Annotated in this window: 18 protein-coding genes and 2 pseudogenes; 11 read left to right on the top strand and 9 right to left on the bottom strand. The window is 62.5% G+C overall.

The genetic code is table 11. From position 1 onward, the window contains the following. Positions 1-10: 10 nt before the first annotated feature. The 4 genes from WM40_RS09125 to WM40_RS09110 form a co-directional block, all read right to left on the bottom strand. Complete coding sequence (locus WM40_RS09125; protein WP_052738248.1) at positions 11-1369, bottom strand: amidohydrolase family protein; 1359 nt, start codon at positions 1367-1369, stop codon at positions 11-13. Between the two features lie 2 nt (positions 1370-1371). After that, entirely contained in the window at positions 1372-2538 is a 1167-nt protein-coding gene (locus WM40_RS09120) for an aspartate carbamoyltransferase (RefSeq protein ID WP_024902816.1), read from the bottom strand. After that, positions 2538-3035 carry a Holliday junction resolvase RuvX gene (gene ruvX, locus WM40_RS09115; protein WP_046152760.1) on the bottom strand — a complete coding sequence of 166 codons (498 nt, stop codon included), beginning with the start codon at positions 3033-3035 and terminating at the stop codon, positions 2538-2540. Before ruvX ends, WM40_RS09120 begins: the two co-directional genes overlap by 1 nt. A gap of 129 nt (positions 3036-3164) precedes the next feature. Then, positions 3165-3740 carry a YqgE/AlgH family protein gene (locus WM40_RS09110; protein WP_024902814.1) on the bottom strand — a complete coding sequence of 192 codons (576 nt, stop codon included), beginning with the start codon at positions 3738-3740 and terminating at the stop codon, positions 3165-3167. A 32-nt stretch (positions 3741-3772) separates the two neighbouring features. Here WM40_RS09110 and WM40_RS09105 point away from each other — a divergent pair, with 32 nt between their 5' ends. Further along, complete coding sequence (locus WM40_RS09105) at positions 3773-5353, top strand: cryptochrome/photolyase family protein (protein ID WP_046152716.1); 1581 nt, start codon at positions 3773-3775, stop codon at positions 5351-5353. Between the two features lie 178 nt (positions 5354-5531). On the opposite strand, the gene WM40_RS09100 is transcribed toward WM40_RS09105, so the two are convergent. Beyond that, positions 5532-5702 carry a rubredoxin gene (locus WM40_RS09100; protein ID WP_024902812.1) on the bottom strand — a complete coding sequence of 57 codons (171 nt, stop codon included), beginning with the start codon at positions 5700-5702 and terminating at the stop codon, positions 5532-5534. Between the two features lie 128 nt (positions 5703-5830). Here WM40_RS09100 and WM40_RS29540 point away from each other — a divergent pair. Beyond that, positions 5831-6307: pseudogene (locus WM40_RS29540) on the top strand (bifunctional hydroxymethylpyrimidine kinase/phosphomethylpyrimidine kinase); the annotation flags it as partial. 63 nt (positions 6308-6370) lie between these two features. Beyond that, the gene (locus WM40_RS29535) at positions 6371-7105 is read left to right on the top strand and encodes a bifunctional hydroxymethylpyrimidine kinase/phosphomethylpyrimidine kinase (RefSeq protein ID WP_096349167.1); all 735 of its coding nucleotides are present in this window, start codon (positions 6371-6373) and stop codon (positions 7103-7105) included. A 231-nt stretch (positions 7106-7336) separates the two neighbouring features. On the opposite strand, the gene groL is transcribed toward WM40_RS29535, so the two are convergent. Next, on the bottom strand, positions 7337-8986 hold the full coding sequence (groL, locus tag WM40_RS09090) for a chaperonin GroEL (protein ID WP_024902810.1): 1650 nt from the start codon (positions 8984-8986) through the stop codon (positions 7337-7339). Between the two features lie 189 nt (positions 8987-9175). Further along, a complete protein-coding gene (gene groES, locus WM40_RS09085) occupies positions 9176-9466 on the bottom strand; it encodes a co-chaperone GroES (RefSeq protein ID WP_024902809.1) in 291 nt (96 codons plus the stop codon). A gap of 439 nt (positions 9467-9905) precedes the next feature. On the opposite strand from groES, the gene WM40_RS09080 reads away from it, so the two are divergent. Genes WM40_RS09080 through WM40_RS09065 form a run of 4 tightly spaced genes read left to right on the top strand, consistent with a single transcriptional unit; the run spans position 9906 to position 14785 of the window. Further along, complete coding sequence (locus WM40_RS09080) at positions 9906-11135, top strand: porin (protein ID WP_082102533.1); 1230 nt, start codon at positions 9906-9908, stop codon at positions 11133-11135. After that, on the top strand, positions 11077-12021 hold the full coding sequence (locus tag WM40_RS09075) for an ABC transporter ATP-binding protein (protein ID WP_236693445.1): 945 nt from the start codon (positions 11077-11079) through the stop codon (positions 12019-12021). The genes WM40_RS09080 and WM40_RS09075 overlap by 59 nt, the downstream gene beginning before the upstream one ends. Beyond that, complete coding sequence (locus WM40_RS09070) at positions 12018-13031, top strand: ABC transporter substrate-binding protein (protein ID WP_413783802.1); 1014 nt, start codon at positions 12018-12020, stop codon at positions 13029-13031. The genes WM40_RS09075 and WM40_RS09070 overlap by 4 nt, the downstream gene beginning before the upstream one ends. Continuing rightward, complete coding sequence (locus WM40_RS09065) at positions 13028-14785, top strand: ABC transporter permease (protein WP_236693444.1); 1758 nt, start codon at positions 13028-13030, stop codon at positions 14783-14785. Before WM40_RS09070 ends, WM40_RS09065 begins: the two co-directional genes overlap by 4 nt. A 10-nt stretch (positions 14786-14795) precedes the next feature. Here WM40_RS09065 and WM40_RS09060 read toward each other — a convergent pair whose 3' ends face one another. Beyond that, positions 14796-16070, bottom strand: coding sequence for a hypothetical protein (locus WM40_RS09060; protein WP_046152714.1), 1275 nt, complete (start codon positions 16068-16070; stop codon positions 14796-14798). Between the two features lie 405 nt (positions 16071-16475). On the opposite strand from WM40_RS09060, the gene WM40_RS09055 reads away from it, so the two are divergent. Then, the gene (locus tag WM40_RS09055) at positions 16476-16727 is read left to right on the top strand and encodes a GlsB/YeaQ/YmgE family stress response membrane protein (protein WP_046152713.1); all 252 of its coding nucleotides are present in this window, start codon (positions 16476-16478) and stop codon (positions 16725-16727) included. Positions 16728-16734: 7 nt separating this feature from the next. Here WM40_RS09055 and WM40_RS09050 read toward each other — a convergent pair whose 3' ends face one another. Then, positions 16735-17178, bottom strand: a complete 444-nt coding sequence (locus tag WM40_RS09050) for an NUDIX hydrolase (protein ID WP_046152712.1) — start codon at positions 17176-17178, stop codon at positions 16735-16737. 314 nt (positions 17179-17492) lie between these two features. Here WM40_RS09050 and WM40_RS09045 point away from each other — a divergent pair, with 314 nt between their 5' ends. The 3 genes and pseudogenes from WM40_RS09045 (at position 17493) to WM40_RS09035 (ending at position 20101) form a co-directional block, all read left to right on the top strand. Beyond that, positions 17493-18392, top strand: coding sequence for a metal ABC transporter solute-binding protein, Zn/Mn family (locus WM40_RS09045; protein ID WP_390173996.1), 900 nt, complete (start codon positions 17493-17495; stop codon positions 18390-18392). A gap of 25 nt (positions 18393-18417) precedes the next feature. Further along, positions 18418-19230 (top strand): annotated as a pseudogene (locus WM40_RS09040) (metal ABC transporter ATP-binding protein); the annotation flags it as partial. Next, on the top strand, positions 19229-20101 hold the full coding sequence (locus WM40_RS09035) for a metal ABC transporter permease (protein WP_024902799.1): 873 nt from the start codon (positions 19229-19231) through the stop codon (positions 20099-20101). The pseudogene WM40_RS09040 and the gene WM40_RS09035, both read left to right, overlap by 2 nt. Positions 20102-20106 lie beyond the last annotated feature (5 nt).

Genomic DNA, 20106 nt, shown 5'->3' with positions numbered 1-20106 from the left:
GAACCGCATATTACAGATCTTGTAAGGTATCCGCATGGCATGTCTTGTCCCAAAATTCCGACTGCGGACAACCTGCAACCCAGACTTCCCGTATTGGCGCGGGGAGTTCGAAGCCGGAAAAGGGCGACAGCGCGCGAGTTTCTCTTGCCTCGCCCCCCGCTCGCCGGATATCGGGAACATCCCAATAATCATCGGGATCGATCAGAAGCATATCCGCGGACCTGCCGATAACGATTCCCCAGGCTTGATGCCCGACGATTGCGGCGGGTACCGACGTGACCCGCGTGATGGCATCGGCCATGGGGATCCGGTCTTCGGTAGCCCATTTGATCGTCAACGCAAGCAAGTACGCAAACCCGGGTGCGCCGGCAGGCGCTTGGGCAAAAGGAACCGCTTTTGCGCGCACCGAATGCGGCGTGTGATCGGAGCAGATTGCATCGATCGTGCCATCGGCCAGACCGCGACGTAGCGCATCACGATCGATCGCCGCACGTAAAGGGGGATCAAGGCGGAAACGACTGTCAAACCAGCCGATATCCACATCGATCAGATGAAGATGATGTGCCGAGACGTCGCATGTGAGCGCAAGCCCCTCGGCCTTTGCATCACGGACCAACGCCACCGCACCTGCCGATGACAGCCGTGACAAATGCACTGAGGCACCCGTGTCACGCATCAATGCAACAATACGGCTGATCGGCGCCGTTTCCGCTTCTGCCGGCACGCCTGCCAACCCCAATCGGACAGCGAAGGTGCCGCTTGCCATTACGCCATGACCCGCCAACGCACGGTCCTGCGGCCGAAACCATAGTGAAGCGCCTGCCGCACGTGCTCGCAGCATCGCATTGCGCAGTTGCGGTGCATCAACATCGCTTTCGTCGATCTCAACGAGCCCTGCACGCGGAAGCGATGCCATCCCGGACGCAACGGCCCCTGCCACACGCCCGACCATTTCATCGGCTGCATAGGCACCTGCATCTGAATCGGCACTGCTAATATCCTCCCGGCCCAGAACGGCCCGCTGCGGCATCGACGCCGAGACCACATACCGATCGATCACGCCTTTCCCGGGACTGAAGAACGCCGTGATGCCACCCGCCACCGCTTCATGCCAAGCCGAAGCCGTGGTGCCAAAACGCGCGCAAAGATCCACCATGCCAGGTAAAAGCATCAGGCCATGCGCATCAATGCGCTTGGCAGCCGACACATCAAAACCCACCGGGACTGTGTCGATACCCGCGATAACACCCGAGTCGAGGTAAACGTCGGCGCGCACTGAGCGCAAGCCGCAACCCGATGCCGACGGCAGCAACACCGTCGCACCTTCGATCAACGTCGGCATCGCCTGGGTGGTCGGGGTGGCGAGCATCGTTATTGCCTACCCTGGTGGTAGATCCGAGGTGGTGTCCATTCATCCTGTGCGACAGCGCCATCTCCTCGATAGACGCCGGTAACACGGCTGGCATCGCCATCAGACTGCCCGGCCAATACTGCCAACACCGCCATCCATACCGCTTGACGAAGAATGTCGGGCGCGACGCCCTCCGCCCGGCCATCTCCTGTAGGCGGCATGCCGTTGAATCGAACGACAGGTGCGGTGGAATCAGTCAAGCCCCCATCCGGTGACGACATCACGATCACCACATCGACATCGGCCAAACCAACCGCGCCATCCTCATACCAGGTCGCGCCAAGGTGGGCAATGGCTTCAACGGTCAGCGTCGTCGGGCCTACTACCCGAATCTCCGGAGTCCCCAGCGTCGTCAACGCGTGCAAGGTCGAGCGGGCGATACCGGACTCGGCGATATCGCCAACGATTGCCACGCGCAGTTCGGTCAACGCCGGGGTGTGGCGCAGGATATCAAGTACGTTGCACAGCGCACGAACGGGGTGCGCATAGCTGCCGTCGCCGGCATTGATGACGTGCTGGTGCGGCATGCAATGCGCGGCAACTAGGAAAGGCGCACCATTCTGCGGATGGTGGAATATCAAATAGCGCGCATCGACAAGTTCCGGCAACCAATCGATCAGCGGGCGTTGGGCACGTCCCGCCAGGGGTTCTCCATGTGTACGGTCTGGCAGGGCATCCAGATTAGCCAAGTTTGCGGATGCACAAGTCCCGGACGACGACGTCGGGGCCACTTTCGGCGTCAACCCCGACTCCGCGCACGTCCTGTAGCTCGCACCGAGGGCGGCGGCAGCCCTGACGCACGCGACGTAATCCTCGGACGCCATGCGAAACGCCGTATTGCCGGGCGATGTAAGTTGGTCGACGTCCGGGGACAGTGCAGCCACATGAAATGGCAGCAGCCGTTCCTGAGCGTCGAAAAACATCGGCGCTACGCGTGCGTTGGCAAGCAGTGGCTGGCCTGCACAACGATCCGGCGCGGAGGTAACATCTCCCGCGATTAATTGATCGAGATACCGCGCAGCCCATCGCAACAAGTGCTCCAGATGCTTGCGAGGCAACCCGTCCAACGTCAGCAGGTGCTGCAACGCGCCATCACGCCGTGCCTGCGGATGCGACGTCCAAGCCATCAGGCACCCGCGCGGGGCGCGGCATGATCCGCGACGCCCTCGTTCAGGTATTGCTGCAGAATCAGGCTGGCCGCGGCATCATCGATGCGTGGGCCACGGCCACCGCGGTGGCTACCTGCCCCCGCGCTATTTCGCCCCCCACGACCACCGCCACCTTGCCCGGTTTCCCGCGCCATCTGGCGGGCCTCCACGGACGTATAGCGCTCATCCACCCAGACTACCGGCACATTAAAACGACCATGGAGTTGGTTGCCGAATCGCCGCGCCAGTTGCGTCATTTCATGCGGCGCGCCATCGGGATGCAGCGGCAGCCCCACCACGAGGCACGCTGGACGCCACTCCGCAATCACCTTGCCGATTTCAGCAAAACGGTAATCGCGCGACCGATTCTCGATGATCGTGAGCGGTCTCGCACTTCTAGTCAGCGTATTGCCGACAGCCAGGCCAATGCGTTTTTCACCGTAGTCGAAACCGAGCACCACGGCGGCATCCGGCACGAAGGTCGGCGCGTTGGTCGGAACAGCGGCAGGCACTTGCGGTGCTTCGCCGGACCCGCCCGCCCCTGAACCAGCAGCCGCAGTGCCCACCGCGGCATCGGATGCGAACGGTGAAGATGACCCCACCATTCAGGCGTGCCCTGCCTCGCCTGACAGCATCGACAACGAGACGCCGAGCAAGCCGAGCGCCGCTTCCTGCCGCTGCTCGGCGGGTACGTCGAACACGATCGACGGATCAGCGGCCACGGTAAGCCAGCCGTTCTGCGCAATCTCGTTTTCGAGCTGTCCAGCGCCCCACCCAGCGTGACCGAGCGTCAACAGGAACTTTTTCGGTCCCTGGCCGCTCGCAACCGCCTCGAGCACATCCTTCGACGTGGTCATTTCGAGCCCACCCGGTACCGACATCGACGACGTGTACTCGCCACCGGGCTCATGCAGCACGAAGCCACGCTCTGTCTGAACCGGGCCGCCGAAGTACACTGGGAGGGAGGAGAGAGTCGCGCTGTCGAGTTTCAGATCGATCCGGTCGAACAGCGACTTCAAGTCGATGTCGGTGGGTCGATTGATCACGAGACCGAGCGCGCCCTTTTCGCTGTGTTCACAGCAATAAATGACAGTACCCGAAAAATTCGAGTCCACCATGCCCGGCATGGCAATCAGGAATTGGTTTGTCAGGTTGATGCGATCGTCAGAGGACTTGGACATGATGCAAATTTTAGCAATGACACGGTAACGGTATGCCCGAATTCAGTAACGCCCTGGTATGGTTCCGGCGCGACCTGCGTACTCGCGACCAGACAGCACTCTACCATGCACTGGAAGCTGCGCAGCAGGTCCACTGTGTGTTCGTATTCGACCGGACGATCCTGGACGGCTTACCGCCCCACGATGCCCGTGTCGCTTTTATCCACGACAGCCTGGCGGAATTGCAAGCCAGCCTTCAACGTCACGGCGGCGGTCTCTGGATTGGCGACGGTGATCCCGTGTCCCTGGTACCCGCGCTGGCGCGTCATCTGCGCGTGGACGCGGTATTTCTCAATCACGACTACGAACCTGCCGCCCGCGCCCGCGACGCCCAAGTAGCCAACCGCCTGAATGACGATGATATCGTGCTGCGGACTTTCAAGGATCAGGCCATTTTCGAGAAGAACGAGATCGTCACAGGCGCCGGCAAGCCGTATAGCGTCTATACGCCCTACAAGCGCGCCTGGCTGCAGGCGGCGCAAGGTGACTGCGCCTTCGCCGCACGCCCGTCGGAACGGCATCTCGACCGACTCGCGGCCCCACCGGCGCGTTCACCGAGCTTGCCTGACGTGAAAGGCACGCTGCACCCGCGTCAGTTGCCATCGCTGAAAGCGCTCGGTTTCGGCGCTGCGCAAAGCCCGTTGCCGGCCGGTGAGGACGCCGCGCTGACCTTGCTGGAGCAATTCGAAAGCCGCGTGGGCGACTACCATCGCACACGCGACTTCCCGGCCTTGGCCTCCACCAGCTTGCTGTCGACGCATCTGCGGCACGGTACCATCTCGGCGCGTGCGCTGGCGCGTACGGCTTATGCCGCCAGCCACGCGGCGCGCGACCGCGAGGGCGCCGAGACCTGGCTGTCAGAGCTCGTCTGGCGCGACTTTTTCTTCCAGATCCTGTATCACCACCCGCGACTCGTCATCGACGATACGGACGATGAATTGGATGAAGACTCGGCAAAAAAGACGCACACGACCCCGCTCCGGATACCCAAACCGGCACGCCATGCCTTTAAACCGGACTATGACCTGATTGCCTGGGAGTCTGGCAAGCAAGCCGACGCCCATTTCGCGGCCTGGTGCGAGGCCCGTACCGGCTACCCGCTAGTGGATGCCGCCATGCGCCAGATCAACCAGACCGGCTTCATGCATAACCGGCTGCGGATGGTCGCGGCGACGTTCCTGATAAAGGACCTGGGCATCGATTGGCGGCGTGGCGAGGCCTACTTCGAGCGACTGCTCAACGACTTCGACCTGTCCGCGAACAACGGCAACTGGCAATGGGCGTCATCCAGCGGATGCGATGCGCAGCCCTACTTCCGCATTTTCAATCCGATGACGCAATCGGAGAAATTCGACGCCAACGGCGCCTTTATACGAGAATGGGTCCCCGAGCTGGCGGCGCTCGACGACAAATCGATCCATGCCCCATGGCTCGCCAAGCCGGAGATCCTGGCGCGCGCAGGCATCACGCTCGGCAAGGAATATCCGCACCCGCTCGTCGACCATGCCGAAGCGCGGCAGCGCACGCTGGAACGCTATGGCGTGGTAAAGCAACCCGGCACGCACGAGACGTGAGGGTCTGCCACCACACCAGTCATGCCCCGAGCGCGACGCGCGACCCGACGGTGGTATAAGGCATCGATGCCGGATCAACAACCGCTCGCCGGCGCGCCACGCAAAAAGCCGGACCGCGTCGCGCTGACCGGGTCCGGCCACAGGACCGCACGCACCCCGACGGGGCGCGCGGTGCAAATCAGATCTGAACCATCTCGAAATCTTCCTTACGGGCACCGCACTCGGGGCAGGTCCAGTTGATTGGTACGTCGTCCCACTTTGTGCCAGGGGCAATGCCCTCTTCCGGCAAACCCGCTTCCTCGTCGTAAATCCAACCACAAATCAGGCACATCCAACTTTGATATTCCATTCTTTCGATGCGTCGTACGACGATCCGCTACAATGCAAAGCATGATGGTAACGTTTTGCCGCATTGACGGAAAGCCCGACAGGCGTTTCTCTTTCACGCAACTACGTGCCTGCGCAACAATTTGACGCATGATAAGTTCCCCCCCTCCTATTGTTTTAACCTTCGGCATTGCCGATCCCACCGGTGCCACCGGCGTGCATGCCGACCTCGCGACCTTCGCCAGCATGGGCTGCCACGGCGTCAGTGTCCTGACTGGTTACGCAGTCCGTGATTCCCGCGATTGCCTGGGCGTCACCGCCGTCGATCCCGAACATGTCGTCTCGCAAGCCCGGATGTTGCTCGAAGACATGCCGGTTGCCGCGTTCAAGATCGGGGCGACCGTCAGTGCCGAGATCGCCAGCGCGATCGCCGAAGTGGTGGCCGATTACGATACCCTGCCACTGATCCTGCACCCAGACCTGGGCCGCGACGAAAACGGCCATATACTGGCGGATGACCACCTTTGCGCGGCAATCGGTGAGTTACTGGTGCCACAATCGTCGATCGTGGTCGCCGATGCGGCGCTCGCGCGCCAACTGGCCAGCTATGAAGGCTTGGGTGAAAGCGTGATCTATCTGGATGACAGCGACCCATACGGCGAGGACGATGCGGCACCGTCAGGGGTGGAAATGCATCTCGGCGAACAAGCCATCGTGCAACGGGCGCGCGGTTTCGGCCAGTTAGCCAGCGAATGGCCGTCCATCCTGCCGACCCCGGCGGGCGCCGGCCTCGATGACCCGACCGGTGACGATGCCGCCACCGCGCAGGCGATTGGCCGAATCATCGACGCCGGCGCGGAATTCCTGGTGCTCTCCGCGGCGCAGGGTAGCGAATACGCACACACGATCTTCAGCGAACGCGGCCGCATCGGCTATCGTCGCTTTGCCGGCGCCGGCCCCGTCGCGGGTCCATGGCAGAGTAAGACGACGCGTGAAGGCCGGGATGCGTTCTCTCCGCCGCATCCCGGCAGCGGCGTTGGATTCAGCGATACGCTGGCCGCCGCGATCGCCGCGCTGCTGGCGAGCGGCTACACGGCGCAGGATGCGATTGCGGAGGCGCAACGCTACCTTGCTCAGGCCATGCGTCACGGCTTCCGCCCTGGCATGGGGGCATGGATGCCTCATCGGTATTTTTGGAGTCTGGGTGCCGGCGCACCGGGACTGCGCGCGCGTCCAGGGGAAAGCGACGAGGCTGGAGGTAATGCCGACCTCGCCGCCGCCGTGGTACAAGGCGACGGTGACGGCACTGACGACACAACGACCGACGCTGATGCGCGAGCGCATGCGGGCAGCGGCGAGATCATCATCTCCGAACGCCGTGTCGCGCCAATCGACGCATGGTCGATGCAGGGTTCACGGCATTGATGGCGTGATAGCCAAGCGCCATGCATGTGCATGCACATGTCTGGCCAACCAGAAAGCAAAAACGCGAATGACTCCAAGAAGTCATTCGCGTTTTTCATGGCGTTGCCGCCATGGACCGCACTGCATTGCAGCGGGACGGTGCCTCAAAGGCGGGACGCTCGCCCCTGATGCAGACCGCGCGGCCGGATCATACCACCACGCCGCTGCATCAACCCTTCCCGCGAGCAGGACTTACATGTCCATGCCCATGCCACCCATGCCACCCATGCCGCCAGGCATACCGCCAGCCGCCGGCGCGTCATCCTTCGGCAGGTCAACGACAGCGCAATCCGTCATCAGCACCAGGCCAGCCACCGACGCCGCGTTTTGCAACGCGCTACGGGTCACCTTCGTCGGGTCCACGACACCTGCCTCGACCAAGTCTTCGTACTTGCTGGTTGCCGCGTTGTAGCCAACGTTACCGCTTTCCGCCTTCACCGCAGCCACAACCACGCTGGCTTCCTCGCCACCGTTCGAGACGATCTGACGCAGCGGCTCTTCCATCGCGCGCAGCACGATCTTGATGCCTGCGTCCTGGTCGGCATTTGCACCCTTCACTGCCGACACTGCCACCAGTGCGCGAATCAGTGCGGTACCGCCGCCAGGCACGATGCCTTCTTCAACGGCAGCGCGCGTTGCGTGCAGTGCATCTTCCACGCGGGCCTTCTTTTCCTTCATTTCGACTTCGGTCGCCGCGCCAACACGGATAAGCGCAACACCGCCTGCCAGCTTGGCAACGCGTTCTTGCAGCTTTTCACGGTCGTAATCCGACGTGGCTTCCTCGATCTGCGCGCGGATTTGCTTGACGCGTGCTTCGATGTTCACCGATTGGCCTGCGCCGTCGATGATCGTCGTGTTTTCCTTGCCGATTTCGACACGTACGGCATGGCCGAGGTGTTCCAGCGTGGTCTTTTCCAGCGTCAGGCCGGTTTCTTCCGCGATCACTTGACCACCGGTCAGGATCGCGATGTCTTCCAGCATGGCCTTGCGGCGATCGCCAAAGCCCGGCGCCTTGACGGCCACGGTCTTCAGGATGCCGCGGATGCTGTTGACCACCAGCGTTGCCAGGGCTTCGCCTTCGACGTCTTCCGCGATGATCAGCAGCGGACGGCTCGACTTCGCCACTTGCTCCAGCACGGGCAGCAGGTCACGGATGTTCGAGATCTTCTTGTCGAACAGCAGCACGTACGGATTTTCCAGAACGGCAACTTGCTTTTCCGGGTTCGTCACGAAGTACGGCGACAGGTAGCCGCGGTCGAACTGCATCCCTTCGACGACTTCGAGTTCATCTTCCAGCGACTTGCCGTCTTCGACGGTGATCACGCCTTCCTTGCCAACCTTGTCCATCGCCGCGGCGATCTTCTTGCCAACCGATTCATCACTGTTGGCCGAGATCGAACCCACTTGCTCGATTTCCTTGCTGGTCGTGCACGGCTTGCTCAGCTTCTTCAGCTCGGCGACGGCCGCCACGACGGCCAGGTCGATACCGCGCTTCAGGTCCATCGGGTTCAAGCCAGCGACCACAGCCTTCTGGCCTTCGCGCACGATGGCTTGTGCCAGCACCGTTGCCGTCGTCGTACCGTCACCTGCGTTGTCGCTGGTCTTGGAAGCCACTTCCTTGACCATTTGCGCGCCCAGGTTCTGGAAGCGATCCTTCAGCTCGATTTCCTTTGCGACCGAAACACCGTCCTTGGTAACCGTCGGGCCGCCGAAGCTACGCTCCAGCACCACGAAACGGCCCTTCGGGCCCAGCGTGACCTTTACTGCATTGGCCAGGATGTTGATCCCTTCGACCATCTTCGCGCGCGGCGAATCACCAAAAGCGACTTCTTTAGCTGCCATGTTCTGAAACTCCTAGAATACTTTGTGCATTTGTCGAACAACAGGATGCCAGCACGACGCGGCGCGGGCTCATCACCCCTTTTCGAGGCGTCGGACGCCTCTCGCGCAACCATGCCGGTGCGTCGCACCGCCCACGTCCATCGCCGCTCGAAGGCGGACCGGACGTGAAGAACGGCGCGGAACGCGCCTTTACTTGTTCACGACTGCCATGATGTCTTCTTCACGCATCACCAGCAGCTCTTGACCATCGACCTTGACGGTCTGGCCAGCGTACTTACCGAACAGCACGCGATCACCAACCTTGACGTCGAGCGCATTCTGTACGCCCTTATCATCACGTTTGCCCGGGCCGACAGCCAGGATTTCGCCTTGGTCCGGCTTTTCCGCAGCCGAATCCGGCAAAACGATACCCGAAGCCGTCTTGGTTTCTTGGTCGAGACGCTTGACGATGACGCGATCGTGCAAGGGACGCAGGTTCATACACACTCCTTTCAATTCAAAACAGGACATGACCACGAGGTAAATCGCGCGTGGTGCGACGCATCCGCGTCGTCACCCGGTTGACTCCGCGCCACCTGAAACAGGCAGCCGTGGCGGAACAGACGCTGCGTTTCACGCAACCCGTCAAGGCGACAACAACCCCAACCCCGCCGGACGGCCTTTTCAGGCCCTTCCCGGCGAATGCCAAGAGAGCTGTTAGCACTCTCCGCCAACGAGTGCTAAGTATAGGGGCGAGCTATGGCAATTTCAAGGCAGCAGATGCAATTTCCGGGAAAACCTGACCGAATGGCAGGGCCGGGCAGGCCTTAACACCGTAGTCGGGGCCCACTGGCATGCGTTTCCCGCTCTGTCACGCGCCAGTCATCTCGATTTATTACATTGCAAGCTCAATCGAATCCCATAGAGGACCTGAGCTGAAATGAAAACGATCCGCACGCACGCGGAGGGCATCTGCACGCCCGACGCAGCAACCCTCGCTGTTTGCGACGCACCCGTCGCCACCTGCCTCATCTCCACGGCTTCCACCCGTGCCATGCGCACGACGCTCGCCGCCATCGCTTCCCTAGCGGGTCTTGCCGTCACTCAAGCCCATGCCGCATCCAATGTGACGCTGTACGGCATCATCGACTCGGGTGCCGAGTTCCTGACGTCGGCGGCAAGCACCACCAGCGGTAGTAAGCAAAACGTCGTCCGCGCCACGTCCGGCAATATGTCCGGCTCCCGCTGGGGCTTTAAAGGCACCGAAGACCTGGGCGGCGGTACCCAGGCGCTGTTCCTGCTCGAAAACGGCTTCGATGCCACCAGCGGCAAGACGCTGCAAGGCAGCCGTGAATTCGGTCGCCTCGCTTACGTGGGCCTGTCGAACAAGACCTACGGCCGCTTCACATTGGGTCGCCAGGGCGGCATTTTCCTGGACTGGGTCAGCAAGTACAACCCGCTCGGCAACGCCGTCTATGCGGTCAAGATGCAGGACCCAATCTTCTCGGACCGCCTCGACAACACCGTGCGCTATGAGAACGCATTTGGCGCATTCCATGTGTTGGCGCAGTATTCGAAAGGGTATGACGACGTAAGCTTCGGCAGCGCCACGCCGGGCGACAATCGCCGGGCGCAGGTGCTCGAAGCGGGTATCGAATACCGCGGCGGCCCTTTCAACGCGGTGCTGGCCTATGACCAGAAGAACGGCGGATCGACCGCGCTCAACGCCGCCACCACGGCGAAGGTCGGTGGCTACGAGGGCAACCTGAATCGCGCGGTCGCCTTGGCCGCCAAATACACGTTCGCTTCCGTTGAAGTGTCAGGCGGCTGGCGTTACCGCGATGGCCGAGCAACGCACCTCACAACGCTGACCACCACCCAGTCGGAAATCTCGAATTTCTACTGGCTAGGTGCCACCTACAGGCTGAACCCGGCCTTGGAACTGGCAGCGACCGCGATGTATCAGGATTTCAAGGATACGAATCGCGATCCGTGGTCGTTCCAGGTCAGCAGCGACTACTTCTTCTCGAAGCGGACCGACGTCTATATCAACGTCGGCTATGTGCTGAACCGGCACGGCTCGAATCTCGGCCTGAACGGCTTCGGGACCGATGTCGTCGCGGGCAGCAACCAGTTCGGGACGATGGTCGGCATCCGGCATCGCTTCTGACATGGCGGCCGGCGATTCACCGTCCGTCTCCACCGCACGTCCTCGCGGCGCCAGTGTGGCGATTCACATCGACCAGCTCAGTCATGCGTTCATACCGGCATCCACCCGCGAAAGCGATAGCGCGTGGGTACTGGACGACCTGACGTTATGTGTTCCCGCCGGCACGACGATGGCGCTGCTGGGTCCATCCGGCTGCGGCAAGAGCACATTGCTCAAACTGTTGGCCGGACTGTTGCGGCCGACCTGCGGGGCGATCCGTTTTGGCGATCGTCTCGTCGCGACAGGCGCAACGCGTGTCGGTGGCGGCATGGTTATCACGCGCGCCGGAGATGCCCCCGTGGCACGGCGCGATGTTCCACGCGACGCATGGATGGCCCCCGAGGACCGTTCCCTTGGCATGGTGTTCCAGGATTATGCGCTGTGGCCACATATGACCGTGGCAGGCAATGTATCTTTTCCATTGGAGATGCGTGGCATCGCTCGTGCCGCGCGCCGGGAACGGGTCAATGAAGCATTGGCGATGGTCGGCCTCGCGCACCTTGCCGATCGTCGCCCGCAGGCGCTGTCTGGCGGTCAACAACAACGCGTCGCCCTGGCCCGCGCGATCGTCGCCGCACCGGACGTGCTGCTGTTCGACGAACCGCTATCGAATCTCGATCGCGATCTGCGCGCCCGCCTGTGCGAAGACATCGGCACGATGTTGCGGCAACTTGGCACCACGGCGGTCTACGTTACCCACGATCCGCAAGAAGCGCATGCGCTGGCTGATCGTATTGCCGCCCTCGCACATGGCCGTATCGACTCCATCAATATGGTGCGTCCCGATTCTCCCGTGGAAACACCGGGTGACGTCGAACACGCCCCCCCTTTAAGCTTGCCATCATGACGATCCGTTCCGCGCTGGTTACACTGTTCACCAGCCACGCACTCTTTCCTATTGTGACAATGCTGCTTGCTTCCTCCGCCGCGCCGGCACATGCCGATACACATGCCATTACGGTCTACACCGCCGGCCCCGGCACATTAAGCCGCAAGCTGGCCGTCGGCTTTGAAAAGAAGACTGGGATCAAGGTGGATCTGTTCCAGGCCACCACCGGCAAGGTCATGGCACGGCTGGAAGCCGAGCAGGCCAATCCGCGCGCTGATGTGCTGATTTCCGCGTCGTGGGACGCCGCCCATGATCTCGACGCCCGTGGTTGGCTCGCCCCGTGGCAAACGCCAGGCAGCCATGAAGCCGACGCGGTCCCGGCGCCGTTCAAGACCGCAACGTACGTTGCGCAAGGCATCTCCGCGCTCGGCATCGTCTGGAACAGCCGGAGCGGGACACCGGAACCCAAGGACTGGCGTGACCTGACGCAACCTGCCTTCCATGACAAGGTCACCATGCCGGACCCGGCCCTATCGGGCGCATCGGCTGATTTGCTGCTCGGCTTGCAACGCCGCCTTGGCGACAACGCCTGGCAATTGTTCACGGCGCTGAAACAGAATGGCATGCAGGTATCCGGACCGAATGCGCAGGCGCTGAACCCCGTGTTGCAAGGCGCAAAGGCAGCCGTGTTCGGTGCGGTCGACTACGTCGCTTACGCGGCCACGGCACAGGGAGAATCGGTCAAGGTGATCTTCCCATCCAGTGGCACCGTGATCGCGCCCCGTCCGATGATGGTCCTGAAATCGTCCACGCATCAGTCCGAAGCACGCGCCTTTATCGACTACGTGTTATCGAAAGAAGGTCAGCAGGCGGTAGGCGATGCCTGGCTGATCCCGGCCCGTACCGACATCCTGCTGAAGCGCGCATCGTTCAACGACCTGCGTCTGCTACCGCAAGACGGCGACGCGGGCCATGACAACCGCATCGATGTGCTCGCACGCTTCAAGACCTTGTTCGGCCAGCCGTGAGCCGCATCGAGCATACGCAGGCGCGTGGCAGCGCCGGCGACGAAAATGATATCCATGATGCAGCGCGCGGTACCCCCCGTGCATGGCAACGTATCGCCGCGAGAATGGTAGGCGCCGCACCTGCATTGTTATGGCTGGTCTTGCTGGTCATTGTGGCGTTGCCGATGGCGTTCATCGTGCTACAGGCGATCTTTCCGTCGCTCGCCGACGGTCGGCTCACGCATCCGTTCGGCGCGTTGCCGTCCACTCTCGGCGCGCTGCAAACCTGGGTCCTGCTCGGCACGACGATACGCCTTGGCGTCACAGTCGCCGTTGCCGCCACGGTGCTCGGTACGGTATTGGGCGCCGTCCGCGGTCTTTTCGCATTGCCATTCGCACGTGTCTGGGACGTGCTGTTCCTGGTGCCATTTCTGATACCACCCTATCTTGCCGCGCTCAGTTGGATGCTGTTGCTGCAGCCAGCGGGCTATCTGCAGCAACTGACCGGGCTGCATCCGGGTGACGCCCTGTTTTCGTTCACCGGCATGGTATTCGTGATGACGATGACCACCTTCCCGGTTGTCTATTTCGCCGTTTCGCGTGCCTTCGCGCAGATCGGCGGTCGTCTCGCCGATGTCGCGCGGGTCCACGGCGCATCGCCTTCGCGGGCATTCCGGCATGTCACGCTGCCGTTGGCGCTGCCGGCAATCGCCGCCAGCGCACTACTGGCCTTCACGATGTCCGTGGAAGAGTTCGGCGCACCCGCGGCCCTGGGAGCACGTGCCGGTGTCGGTGTGTTGGTGACGGCGATCGAATCGCGCTTTTCCGACTGGCCGATCGATCTACCCGGTGCCTCGGTGCTGTCGCTGCTGTTGGCGGGATTGGCCATCGGCGCATTCACGCTTCAGCAACGAACGCTGTCCGGGCGAGACGTTTCCGTCGAGAACGGCAAGCCCGTGAGCGTTGCCGTGCGCACGCTCGGGGCATGGCGTTGGCCGGTGACGATCCTCTTCGCATCATGCGCGGCATGCGCCACCGCGGCGCCGCTCGGCGCGATCCTGGCCACCGCGGTATCGCGTACGCTGTCCGGTGGGTTGCAGTTGTCCAATCTGACGCTGGCCCATTTTGCCATCCTGTTTTCACAAGGGGAAGACGGCTTATCGGCGATCCTCACCAGCGCCGGCCTCGCTGCCGCAACCTCGGTGGTGACCGCGGTATTGGGACTGGCCTGCGCTTGGTATGCCGTACGTTCGACATTGCGCGGTCGCGCGACACTGGATGCCTTGAGCTTGTTGCCGCATGCATTACCCGGCGTGGTAGTGGCGGTCGGATTGATCCTGGCGTGGAATCAACGGTTCTGGCCGGCCACCCCGTACGGCACCTGGTTCATCCTGCTGCTGTCTTATAGCTGCCTGATGCTGCCCTATCCGGTACGGTACGCGGGAACGGCACTCCGGCAATCAGGAGCATCGCTGGAAGCCGCCGCACGCGTGCATGGGGCGACGGCCGCACACGCCGCGTGGCGCATCACGCTGCCGTTGGTCGCGCCGTCCTTGGCGGCGGCATCGATGATCGTCTTCGCCATCGCGTCGCGTGAGCTGGTGACGTCGTTGCTGCTGGCGCCCAGCGGACTGCAGACCGTATCGATCTTTGTATGGCGACAGTTCGAACAAGGATCGATCGGTGACGGCATGGCCATGGGACTGGTATCGATTCTCGTGTCCGCGGCGCTGTTAAGCCTGGCATCGAGGTTGACGCCGTCGCGCGACGGATGATGTGATAGCGTCACCCATGCACCGCGACCCACTCCGCGATCCGCGCAAAACGTTTGTGCCGAAACGCGCGCGACGCGGCATAGTTCGCATGTTCAATGCGGATCAGGTCAACGGGCGTCAACCCCGCTGCCGATAACATCCAGGCGAACGGGCCATCACGGCGCAAAGAAGGGCGCGTCGCGATCGCCGAGAAATAGACTTCGTCCCACCCCGTGGCAATCATGTCGATCTGATAATAGCTCTCGTCACGAAACGTCCTCGCCAGCCGGCGCGCCGCGGCATCCACCCGTTGCATGACCGCCGCCGACAACGGGACGGCGGTGGCGGCGGGGGCAACGGCCCCGCTATCCCGAGGCTCAGTCACGTACTCCTGCCGCAAGACAATGGGCTCCCGGCCATGAACCGATGCCGGCGCCCCTCGACTGTCCTTGGCACCAGCATTGCCGGACACGTCCTCCGACACGCCACCCTGCCGCGGCCCCCTCAACACGCGCCGGGCCATGGCACCATGCGCGCCGTCGGCGGCCAGCCGCACGCCATCGTTGTGCCTGACGTCGGCACCGGCACAGATCGGCAGCATGGTCCATCTGCCATCACGAAACACGATGCCCACAGAAAGCGGTATGCCACCGACACATTGCTGCACCAGAAAGTGATCGTCATAGGGCGAGATCTCCGCCGCAAAACGGGCGGTCTCGTCCGCGGTCACGAATGGCAGCCCCCGAACCTGGAAACCCGCGCCGGCCGCGTTCGGACGCAGCAGCACCGGTGTCGCGCCGAACCGTTCCCGTGCCGCTTGATAGGCGGCATCAGGCTCCCCGATATTGGCGAGCACCGTTGGCACGGTCATCAGCAAGTCGCCCGCCACCTGCTGCACGACCGCCGCCTGCGCGTAGAGATCGAACGCCAGGGCCGCTGTCAGCGTGGAACTCCGGTTGTCGGGGAAATCGAAAAACCGCGCCAATCCTTGAAAGGTGCCGTCTTCGCCGTCCTGTGCCTGCAACAACGAAAACACGATGCTGCCGCCATCGATCAACATGCTCATGCACTCCAAAGCGCTGACAGTGCGGCCCATCCTCAGCAAGTGCGCGGCGACAGGCAGCGTGTCATGCGAGGTGGGGTTTTCCATCCTGATCGTGCCATCGGGCGCTATCAGGATGACGGTGTTCACGACGATATCGGTCGGCGCGGCACAACGCAGGGCCTCTCGAAGATGGTCGTATCCCTGGCACGATGCTCGCCATTCCACGGAACGGCCGCCAAATAAAATCGTTACCGTCGGCATGTGGTTCGCCTCCTCGATACAGGTGATACACGCGCGAACGCGCGGGGTGGTGCACACATGACATGCACCAGTCGATCAGGCGAGCAGATGACGAATGGGCAAGCGGTTTTTCCTGATTCCGTCAAACGGCGCGGCGGACCCTTGAACAATCATCCGCAAGGCCTTACTCATTCGTTATCCTTATCAACTTGACATCCTCCTATTGTAGGCAGATCAACGACGCAGGATGAGTACGAAAGTTCGTAAGTCGTATGGGATTTTGCCCTACTACTCGCACCCGGTGGATGGGGACCGGCATGCTTGCACGATGCGATGCAATAGCATCTTGGCGCGAAGACACCACGCCGGGCGCCAACGCTTATGGCAAGATAGAGAGAACCCTAAATAAGAAGGAGCCGCGACGTCATGTTTTCATTCATTGGTACCGTGATCATCGGCCTGGTTGTCGGTCTGCTCGCCCGTGCATTAAAGCCAGGTGACGACAAGATGGGCATTTTCTGGACGATCATTCTCGGCGTCGCCGGGTCGCTGCTGGCGGGATATGTCGGCCGCGCCTTGCATTGGTACGCACCGGGACAGGGTGCGGGATGGATTGCCTCCGTCGTTGGCGCCATCGTGTTGCTGGTCATCTATGGCGTGGTCCGTCGGCGCACCTGAGCGACCATCAGCGTGGCGCCAACCGCGCATAAAGTGCGGTCAACTGCACGTCCTCGCGTAGCACCCGGGACATATTGCGCCCCGTATAGCGGGGCACGTCCTCCAAGGCGATCCACGCGAACGCGTCCATTTCGGGAATCATCGCGCCGTTCCGCCGACTGGGAAACAACGAAGTGCACACGCACGCGGCGACGTCGATAAGGCGGGTGTCGACGCGTTGCGCAAAGAGATGAAGCGATTTATCGCTGCGATAGGCGAACACGCCGAGATCGGTCAGTCTGCCCCCATCCAATACAATTCCCGTCTCCTCGCGCAGCTCGCGCAAGGCGCCCTCCTGAGGCGTTTCCCCCGGATCGGCCATCCCCTTCGGAATGTCCCAATGGTTGGTTTCGGTCGCGTGACATAACAGGATTTCAGAGCGCTCGTTGAGCAACAATACGCCCGCCGACATCGTCTTTCGCACCGCTCCCCCTCGCCTTATCGTTGGATCGCACCGATCGGTGGCATATCGCACAGGCAAAGTCTACGCAACAACGCCGCGCGGCGCCCATTTTGCGCCGAACTCTCAGACAGGGCGAAGCACGGATAAGACCGCAAGGCAGTTATGATATATTATTACACTTACTATCCCCGTCGCCCTGACGCGATGCCCGTCGACCCCGCCTCCGCTCCACAACCATGACGTTGCCGAACTCCACTTCTTCCGTCTGTTCGCGTGCCAAAACGCGCGCGCAGCGTTCCGCCATCCTTTGCACCTTGTTGGGCATGACCGTATGCGCCGCACTGCCGTCGCGCAGTGCCGTTGCCGCACCGGCCGCGCCGCTTACGGCGTCGACGGACGCCGGCACCCACACGCCGGCCGCGCCGCTGCGAGTCGTGGCGGCGGAGAACTTTTACGGCAACCTGGTACGGTCGCTCGGCGGCACCCATGTTCGGGTGGATAGTATTCTGTCGAATCCGAATCAGGACCCGCACAGCTTCGAGGCCAGCCCGGCGGTGGCCCGCGCCTTGTCGTCGGCCGATCTCGTCGTCTACAACGGCATCGACTACGATCCATGGATGCAGAAGCTCCTGTCAGCGTCACCGCGCGCCGCGCGCCAGTCGATCGTCGCGGCCGATCTGCTGGGCAAGCAAGCAGGCGATAATCCACACCTTTGGTACGACCCCGCCACGATGCCCGCCGTCGCGAAGGCAATCACCGCCTACCTGCAAGCGCATGACGCCACGCATGCGGCGGAGTACGCGCAACGCCTGCAACAGACGCTCGATGCCCAGCAAGCCATCGCCACGAAGGTTGCGGCAATGCGGGCCAAGTACGCAGGCATCAAGGTCAGCGCGACCGAGCCGGTCTTCGGCTATATGGCGCAAGCCGTGGGTCTCGACATGCAGGATCAGCATTTCCAACTTGCGGTGATGAACGAAACAGAGCCGGCCGCCAGCGATGTGGCGCGTTTCGAACAAGGGTTGAAATCGAAGCAGACCAAGGTGTTGCTCTACAATGCGCAGACGTCCGACCAGATGAGCCGTCGCCTGTTGCAGGTGGCGAAGCAGGCCGGCGTACCGGTGGTGCCGGTCACGGAGACCGAACCGCCCGGCGTCAGCTATGTGCAGTGGATGCTGAATCAATTAAACGCGTTGGACAATGCGCTGAAACACGCGCCGTGATATGGAAGAAGGACACAGCGTCGGCGTGCCGGCGATCGGCATCGATCATCTGAGCATCACCCTGGCGGGCAGGCGCGTCCTCGACGACGTGTCGTTGTCGATCGCACCAGGAGAATTTATCGGCGTGCTCGGCCCGAACGGCGCCGGCAAGACGACGTTGATGCGTGCCCTGCTCGGCCTGGTTCCCGCCACGTCGGGCAGCATCGCATTGTTCGGAAAGCCGGTGGCGGCAGGATTATCCAGCATTGGTTACATGCCGCAGGTCCGGGCCATGCAGGCGGCCCAACGCATCTCCGGGCGGGACTTCGTGGCCTGTGTCGTCGAAGGCCAACGGTGGGGCTGGCCTTCCCCGGCCGCGCTTTTCGGGCGCGGACGCCATGCCGACGCGCAGCGTCAAGCGGTGGACGAGGCGCTGGACATCGTCGGCGCGCGCCAATTGGCCGACCGTGCGATCGGCGATATGTCGGGCGGCGAGCGGCAACGCCTGCTGCTGGCGCAATGCCTGATCGGCAAGCCGCGCATCCTGTTGCTGGACGAACCGTTGATCAGCCTCGATCCGCATCGGCAGCAATCGGTTGTCGATCTCGTCACCGATGTCACCCGGTCACTGGGCATCACGACGCTATTCACCGCGCACGAACTGAATCCGCTACTCGGCGCCATCGATCGCGTGCTCTACCTCGGCAACGGCGGGGCCGCGCTGGGCACGGTCGAGGACGTGATCACGGCGCCTATCCTCAGTCGCCTGTACGGCGCCCCCATCGACGTGCTGCGACTCAATGGCCGCATTTTCGTGATGTCAGGCAGTCAGTTGATGGAAAAGGACGTGCATCACCATGCTTGAGTTTGATTTCATGCGCCATGCCTTCGCGGCAGCGGGAATCGTCGCGGTGGTGGCGGGCGTGGTCGGTTACTTTCTCGTACTGCGGGGCCAGACCTTCGCCGGGCACGCGCTCGCGCACGTCGGCTTCACAGGTGCCACCGGCGCCGTCCTGCTCGGGCTGTCACCGCTCACGGGCATCGTTGGCTTTACGCTGCTGGCTGGCGTGGGAATGGGCGCGCTGGGCGAAAAGCTGTCGGGACGGGATGTCGCCATCGGTACTATTCTGGCGCTCTCGCTTGGAACCGGCATGCTGTTCATGCGGTTTTTCTCATCGTACGCTGGCCAGGTCACCGCACTATTGTTCGGCAATGTGCTCGGCGTCGACGACCGGACCTTACTGGCCCTCGCCTTGCTCGGCGTAGTGACCTTGGCCGCACTGGCCATGATCTCACGTCGACTGGTTTTCGCGACGCTGCAACCGGAACTGGCGGAAGCCAAGGGCGTCTCGTTGCGGGGGATGTCGATGCTGTTTCTCGGCATCGTCGCGCTGGCCACCGCGCTGGCAACGCAGATCGTCGGCGTTTTGCTGATCTTCACGCTGATGGTGAGTCCCGCAGCGGCGGCACAGTTGTTGACGGCCCGCCTGGGCCGAGGCATTGCATTGGCGACGGTGCTGGCGCTCGCGAGCGCCTGGGCCGGGATCACGTTGGCCTACTACACGGACTGGCCGACCAGCTTCTGGATCACGACGCTCAGCGGCATGATGTACCTGGGCAGCGTGTTGATCGCCAAAGTGCGAGACGCCCGCGCCGCCGTTAGTCCGGCGACTGAAGGCGGGGCGCATGCGCACGTGCCAGGCGCGGATGCCCACCATCACACGCATTGATTCGT

Origin of the sequence: Robbsia andropogonis (genome assembly GCF_000970345.1) — a bacterium.
GTDB classification, from domain to species: Bacteria; Pseudomonadota; Gammaproteobacteria; order Burkholderiales; family Burkholderiaceae; genus Robbsia; species Robbsia andropogonis.
Note: the sequence above shows the minus strand (reverse complement) of the source record. Positions and strands in the feature narration are given on the sequence as shown.

Coding starts and splice junctions, on each gene's coding strand:
- WM40_RS09125 (WP_052738248.1), bottom strand. CDS start 1,369: ATGCTCGCCACCCCGACCACCCAGGCGATGCCGACGTTGATCGAAGGT.
- WM40_RS09120 (WP_024902816.1), bottom strand. CDS start 2,538: ATGGCTTGGACGTCGCATCCGCAGGCACGGCGTGATGGCGCGTTGCAG.
- WM40_RS09110 (WP_024902814.1), bottom strand. CDS start 3,740: ATGTCCAAGTCCTCTGACGATCGCATCAACCTGACAAACCAATTCCTG.
- WM40_RS09105 (WP_046152716.1), top strand. CDS start 3,773: ATGCCCGAATTCAGTAACGCCCTGGTATGGTTCCGGCGCGACCTGCGT.
- WM40_RS09100 (WP_024902812.1), bottom strand. CDS start 5,702: ATGGAATATCAAAGTTGGATGTGCCTGATTTGTGGTTGGATTTACGAC.
- WM40_RS29535 (WP_096349167.1), top strand. CDS start 6,371: ATGCATCTCGGCGAACAAGCCATCGTGCAACGGGCGCGCGGTTTCGGC.
- groL (WP_024902810.1), bottom strand. CDS start 8,986: ATGGCAGCTAAAGAAGTCGCTTTTGGTGATTCGCCGCGCGCGAAGATG.
- groES (WP_024902809.1), bottom strand. CDS start 9,466: ATGAACCTGCGTCCCTTGCACGATCGCGTCATCGTCAAGCGTCTCGAC.
- WM40_RS09080 (WP_082102533.1), top strand. CDS start 9,906: ATGAAAACGATCCGCACGCACGCGGAGGGCATCTGCACGCCCGACGCA.
- WM40_RS09075 (WP_236693445.1), top strand. CDS start 11,077: ATGTCGTCGCGGGCAGCAACCAGTTCGGGACGATGGTCGGCATCCGGC.
- WM40_RS09070 (WP_413783802.1), top strand. CDS start 12,018: ATGACGATCCGTTCCGCGCTGGTTACACTGTTCACCAGCCACGCACTC.
- WM40_RS09060 (WP_046152714.1), bottom strand. CDS start 16,070: ATGCCGACGGTAACGATTTTATTTGGCGGCCGTTCCGTGGAATGGCGA.
- WM40_RS09055 (WP_046152713.1), top strand. CDS start 16,476: ATGTTTTCATTCATTGGTACCGTGATCATCGGCCTGGTTGTCGGTCTG.
- WM40_RS09050 (WP_046152712.1), bottom strand. CDS start 17,178: ATGTCGGCGGGCGTATTGTTGCTCAACGAGCGCTCTGAAATCCTGTTA.
- WM40_RS09045 (WP_390173996.1), top strand. CDS start 17,493: ATGACCGTATGCGCCGCACTGCCGTCGCGCAGTGCCGTTGCCGCACCG.
- WM40_RS09035 (WP_024902799.1), top strand. CDS start 19,229: ATGCTTGAGTTTGATTTCATGCGCCATGCCTTCGCGGCAGCGGGAATC.